The following is a 6,135-nucleotide window of genomic DNA, read 5'->3' on the forward strand; positions in this document are numbered from 1 at the left end:
GAGGCGGCCAATGGCGCCGAAGCCCACCGCGCTTGAATTGTCGAAATGGCCATAATTGGCAGACACGGCGAAGGTCTGGCCCGGCTGCAAGATGGTCGCGCCGCCCAGCGCCATGGCCATGGCGATACCGTCCGACTGGCGTTCCAGAAGATCGTTCTGGGACCGGACCGATTCCTCAAGCCCATCCACCCGGTCAAACCAGGGCTGGATGTCCATGGTGGCAAGATTTCCAGACGCATCGGACGTGACCATGTAGGTCTGGCCCGACTGCGCCGCGCGGCTGGCAGAGGAGTGAATGCCCGCCAGCGTATAGGTGTTGCTGGACGTCCCCAGCACAACCTGATTGTCCCGCGTCGTCTGAGCACCCGATCCGATGGCAACCGCGTTGGCGTGTGTCGCCTGCGCATTGGTACCGATTGCGACAGAGCCAGAACCAGCCTGCGCCGTGCGGATATCGGACGGCTTGGCACCGCCCGCAGAGGCAAGGCCTGCCCCTTCCGGATTGCTGGCGCCTGCCTGTGCGCCTGAACCAATGGCGATATCATTGCTGCTCGCCGTCTGGCCGCCCTGGACGCCGCCTGTCTGCAACTGGTTCAGCTGGGCTGTGGCTTGTTGCAGGGCTTCCATCTGGGCCTGCATCTGGGCCTGAAGGGTTTCGATCTGCTGGCGCAAGGCGTCAACCTCCGCGCTGCCCGAGCCGCCGCCCGGCGGTGTCGGCGTGCCACCGGTTTTGAGCGCCTCGATGTCATTGCGATTGGTCGTGACCTGGTTGTCGAGCGCTGCGACCGCGCTGCCGACATCCCTAAAATTGCTGCCCTGAACCACATAGACCGGAGCCAGGAAACTGCCGCCGAGATAGCTCGCCCCGGCCCCGAAGAAGCTGGCGATCTCCTGACCGCGTGAGGTGAAATCAAAGGGCACGCCGCCACCACCGGCGACGACTGCATTAAGCTGACGGACGGTAACCGCGTCGCTGTCGCTGATACCGTCAGCGATGTTCACAAGCCTGCGTTCCGACGTGATGTCGCCGAAGGAGACAGTATTATCCTGTGTCGCGAGCGAGAACGCGCCAATGGCAACGGCGCCGTCCGCCGTTGCGGACGCGCCCCGCCCGAAGGCGATCGACTGGAAGCCGGTGACGCTAGCAGTGTTGCCAAACGCGAGCGCAAAGAGCGCGGACGCTGAAGCCTGCGACCCGAGCGCAATGGCATCGTCCTGGCTGGCAGTCGCGCTACGGCCGAGGGCGAGAGCGTTGAGCGCGCTCGCATTGGACTGGAAGCCGAGGGCTACGCTGCTGATGCCCGCCGATTGTGCCAGCGCGCCGAACGCGAGAGCACCGGTTCCACTCGCCACAGTGGAAGAACCCAGCGCAATGGCATTGAAGCCATTGGCACTCGCCTGATTGCCGAGCGCCGTCGAGAAGAGCCCGCCTGCGACCGCACTGCGACCGAGCGCCATGCTGTCATTGGCCGACGCATTGGAGCCGGCACCAAGCGCCAGCGCGTTCTCGCCCGCCGCCAAAGCTGCGCCGTTTGCGGCTGTATCATCGACCGACAGGAAGGCCGTGGTCCCCGCAATGGCGTTGAGCTGGCCCACGGTCGCCGCGTCGGTATCGGCCACACCGTCGGCAATGTTCACCAGACGGCGCTCCGAGGTGATGTCACCGAAGGAGACAGTATTATCCTGTGTCGCGAGCGAGAACGCACCAATGGCAACGGCATTGTCCGCCGTCACAGAGGCGCCGCGCCCGAAAGCCAGCGACTGGAAGTTTGCGGCACTGGCATCGCGACCAAAGGCCAGAGCAAACGCGCCGGCGGCATTGGCCGATGCGCCCAGCGAAACGGCTTCATCACCGCTTGCCGCCGCACTACGGCCAAGGGCCAGTGCGTTGAGGGCGCTGGCATTGGCACTGAAGCCGAGCGCAATACTGCTGAGCCCGGTCGACTGGGCAATCGGACCGATAGCCATGGATCCGGTCTGCGTCGCGCTGGATGATGCACCCAGCGCCAACGCGTTGAAGCCGGCAGCCGAGGCCTGATTGCCGAACGCCAGCGCAAACTGCCCGCCAGCATCCGCCGCCCTGCCGACAGCCACAGCATCGGTGCCGCCAGCGCGCGACGAGCGGCCAAGCGCCATCGACCCGGCTGCCGTAGCGCGCGCATCCATCCCGAACGCTGACGCGTTCTCTGCATCAGCAACCGCCTGCGAACCAACCGCTGTCGTGAAGTCCAGATTGGCTTCGGAGCCGCCGCCCAGCGCCGTGCTCTGCAGCCCCAGTGCTTCAGCCTGCAGGCCGAGGGCAGCCGAACCGATGCCGGATGCGTCCGCTTCAGAACCGAGCGCGACGGCCCCGTCTCCGCTGACCTGCGCGCCCGAACCGATGGCGATAGCCATGTCTGCACGCGCAGAGCTTTGCGCGCCTATCGCCAGCGCGCCGACATTCTGCGACCAGGCCAGTGCACCGATGGAAAGGCCACCTTCTTCATCCGAGCGCGCGTTGTATCCAAGGGCAGTCGAACCTTCGCCAAGGGCCTGCGAGTTGGCGCCAAAGGCAGCACCATTCAGCCCGCTGGACACCGACATGTGTCCAAAGGCGGCCGTATAGTCCGCTAACGCGTTACTGTTGGCGCCGACAGCCGTCGCACCGTAGCCGCGTACATCTGATCGGGATCCGATAGCGGTGGCATCGTGGTTGAAGGCAAGAGCGTTGGCACCCACCGCTGTTGCACCTTCGCCTTGGGAATAAGCACTGGCGCCGAAGCTACTAGAGCGTTCGGAGATCGCTTGCGCAAACGACCCTACCGAAGTGCCGTTTTCGCCCGGAGTGTTCGCACCATATCCGACGGCTAGTGAGTTTTCTGAAGTGGCATTGGTCGAAGCACCGATCGCCATTGACTGGAGGCCGCTGGCTTCGGCCTGATATCCGCTGGCGAAAGAATAATTGCCGATTGCTTGAGCTTCATGCCCTGTGGCATGCGCATACGCTCCAGACGCGACGGTATCCGGTCCGCAAGCGAAGGCGTCGGTTCCTGTAGCGGTAGCATTGGCGTTATCATCGTTTTCATCTGCGCAGGTGAAGGCTTGCGCCAGAGCAGCAGGCACCGGCGCCGCGACAGCAATCGTCGACGCCAGAGCGAGGGCAAGCGCCCCGCCAGAGACTCCGGCTGAAAGTGCGCGAAGCATGCACGTATGCGATTGCGAACCCGCCCGCGGGCTGAACATCGTGATCATGGTAATCTCCCCACCAAGAGCTTTTCAGGTGGCAGGGCGCGTCGGGCGCACCTGCCGGTCTTTGGTGAAGAAAAATTAACCCTGCCTGAGCTGCGCCCGTTAGGACGCCCGTCTCGCAATCGGCGCTATCGCTTGACTGACCGTCTCAAACTGCGCCTTTTCCGGCTGCCTTGTCTGCGGGAGAGGGGGTCTTGGGCTTGAACCGGCACAGATCGGCAATCGCACAGCGCCAGCATTCCGGCTTTCGCGCCTTGCACACATAGCGCCCGTGCAGGATGAGCCAGTGATGGGCACCTTTGAGGTATTCAGGCGGGGTGATGCGCTCCAGCCCCTCCTCCACCTGATCAGGAGTTTTTCCAGGTGCCAGCCGGGTCCGGTTCGACACACGGAAAATGTGGGTATCCACCGCTATCGTATGCTGCCCGAAGGCTTCGTTCAGAACCACGTTGGCGGTCTTGCGGCCGACGCCGGGAAGGCGCACGAGCTCGTCTCGCGTTTGTGGCACCTCCCCGCCAAACTCCTCGATAATCATACGCGAAAGCGCGATGACATTCTTCGCCTTGTTGCGGAAAAGCCCGATCGTCTTGATGTGCTCGCGCACGCCGTCCTCGCCCAGACTGAGCATTTTCTCGGGCGTATCGGCCTCGGCAAACAGGCGTTTGGTCGCCTTGTTCACACCGACGTCAGTCGCCTGCGCCGACAGGGCGACGGCGACGACAAGCGTGAAGGGGTTTGTGTAGTCCAGCTCCGTCTTCGGCTCCGGCATGATGCGCGACAGCGTCTCGAAGATTGCAGCAGCATCGGCACGCGGAATCGCGCGGGGACGGGGGGCTTTGCGGGGCTTTCTGGGCTTTTCGCTCATGGCAATGGAGCTAGCGGGAGGGGGCAAGGCTGGCAAGGGTGGGGTGGCGTGGACACCTGAAATGCTCATCCTTCGTCATTCCGGGGGAGCGTAGCGACACCCGGAACCCAGCACTTTTAACAACAAGCTGGGTTCCAGATAGCGGCTTCGCCGCTTCTGGAATGACGAGTGCAAATGGAGCACCCCTAAACCCGCTCGCGCTCCGGCAGGAAGATCTCGCGCTTGCCCGAATGGTCCGCCGGGCCGATCATGCCCTCGTCTTCCATGCGTTCGATCAGCGAGGCGGCGCGATTATAGCCGATCTGCAGACGGCGCTGGATATAGCTGGTAGAGGCCTTGCGGTCGCGCGCGACTACGGCGACGGCCTGGTCGAACAGATCATCGCCCGAGCCGCCTTCACCGCCCGCGCCGCCAAATCCGCCATCATCGCCGTCATCGACATCTTCGGTAACCGCATCGAGATATTCCGGCGCGCGCTGCTTCTTGAGGAAACTGGCAACTTCTTCCACCTCGCGGTCAGACACGAACGGCCCGTGCAGCCGGCGGATGCGTCCGCCCCCGGCCATGAGCAGGAGATCGCCCTGGCCTAGCAGCTGTTCGGCGCCCTGCTCACCCAGAATGGTCCGGCTGTCGATGCGTGAGGTGACCTGGTAGGAGATGCGGGTCGGGAAGTTGGCCTTGATCGTGCCGGTGATGACATCGACCGACGGGCGCTGGGTTGCCATGATGACGTGAATGCCTGCGGCCCGCGCCATCTGCGCGAGGCGCTGCACTGCGCCTTCGATCTCCTTGCCGGCCACCATCATCAGGTCGGCCATCTCGTCGATCACCACGACGATATAGGGCATGTGGACCGGTTCGATGGTTTCGGTCTCGTAGACCGGCTCGCCCGTCTCCCGGTCAAAGCCGGTCTGCACGGTGCGGCTGAGCATCTCGCCGGCCTCGCGCGCCTCGGCGGCCTTCTCGTTGAAGCCGGCCATGTTGCGCACGCCCACCTTGGACATGCGCAAATACCGGCTTTCCATTTCCCGCACGGTCCATTTGAGCGCCGCGACGGCCTTCTTCGGATCGGTCACGACCGGCGACAGGAGGTGGGGTATGCCGTCATAAACGGACAATTCCAGCATTTTCGGGTCAATCATGATCATCCGGCACTCTTCCGGCGGCAGCCGGTAGAGCAGGGACAGGATCATGGCATTGATACCGACCGACTTGCCCGAACCGGTGGTACCGGCAATCAGCAGGTGCGGCATGCGCGAGAGGTCGGCCGTGAAGGGTTCGCCGCCAATGGTCTCGCCCAGGGCCAGCGGCAGTTCGGCGCGGTTCTTCTCAAATCCGGATGACGAAAGAAGCGTGCGCAGGAAAACCGTCTCGCGCGTCGTGTTCGGCAGTTCGATGCCGATGGCATTTCGGCCCGGAACCACCGCGACGCGGCAGGCGACCGCCGCCATGGATCGGGCAATATCATCGGCCAGGTTGATGACACGGCTGGTCTTCACACCCGGCGCCGGTTCGAGCTCGTAAAGCGTCACGACGGGACCGGGCCGGACCTCGACGATCTCGCCCTTCACCCCGAAATCACCCAGCACAGCCGCCAGCAATTCGGCGTTCTGGCGCAGCCCGTCCGCATCGACAATGTCCTTGCGCGGCGTGGCCTTGGCCAGAAGATCGAGGCGCGGCATTTCAAAGTCCGAGCCGGAACTGAAGGGCAGGGCCGTCTGCGCCTCGCGTGCTTCGCGGTCGGAGGTTTTCGGCTTGCCCTTGGGCGCGATCTTCACGTCGGGCGCCGTACGGGCCTCGCCTTCGGTCTGGCGCCGAAGGGTCGCCGCGCCCGGTGCCGGGGTGCGTCCGCCGCGCAATATGGCCGGAGCATTCTCTGCGCGCGCATCGCCGGAAATCTCTATCGGCCGGTCTTCCTCGCGCCGCCAGCTTGCGGGCAATTCGTCCATCAGACGGTCCGTCCAGGCTTTCAGCGTGCGCCAGACGGTAACGGCTGCCGCGCTCGCCGCCTTGAGGTCATGGGTGTTGAGGCCAAAGCAGAA

At 64.1% G+C, this 6,135-nt stretch carries 2 protein-coding genes and 1 pseudogene; all 3 read right to left on the minus strand.

Annotated features, from left to right (window positions below; all coding sequences use genetic code 11):
• Positions 1-3,231, minus strand: a pseudogene (locus ACTS2Z_RS09320) (hypothetical protein); the annotation flags it as partial.
• A gap of 145 nt (positions 3,232-3,376) precedes the next feature.
• The gene (nth, locus tag ACTS2Z_RS09325; RefSeq protein WP_442572940.1) at positions 3,377-4,162 is read right to left on the minus strand and encodes an endonuclease III; all 786 of its coding nucleotides are present in this window, start codon (positions 4,160-4,162) and stop codon (positions 3,377-3,379) included.
• Positions 4,163-4,278: 116 nt separating this feature from the next.
• A partial coding sequence (locus tag ACTS2Z_RS09330; RefSeq protein WP_442572941.1) for a DNA translocase FtsK occupies positions 4,279-6,135 on the minus strand: 1,857 nt, incomplete at its 5' end.

The sequence above is a fragment of the Glycocaulis sp. genome, from assembly GCF_052168375.1.
In the GTDB taxonomy this organism is placed as follows: Bacteria; Pseudomonadota; Alphaproteobacteria; order Caulobacterales; family Maricaulaceae; genus Glycocaulis.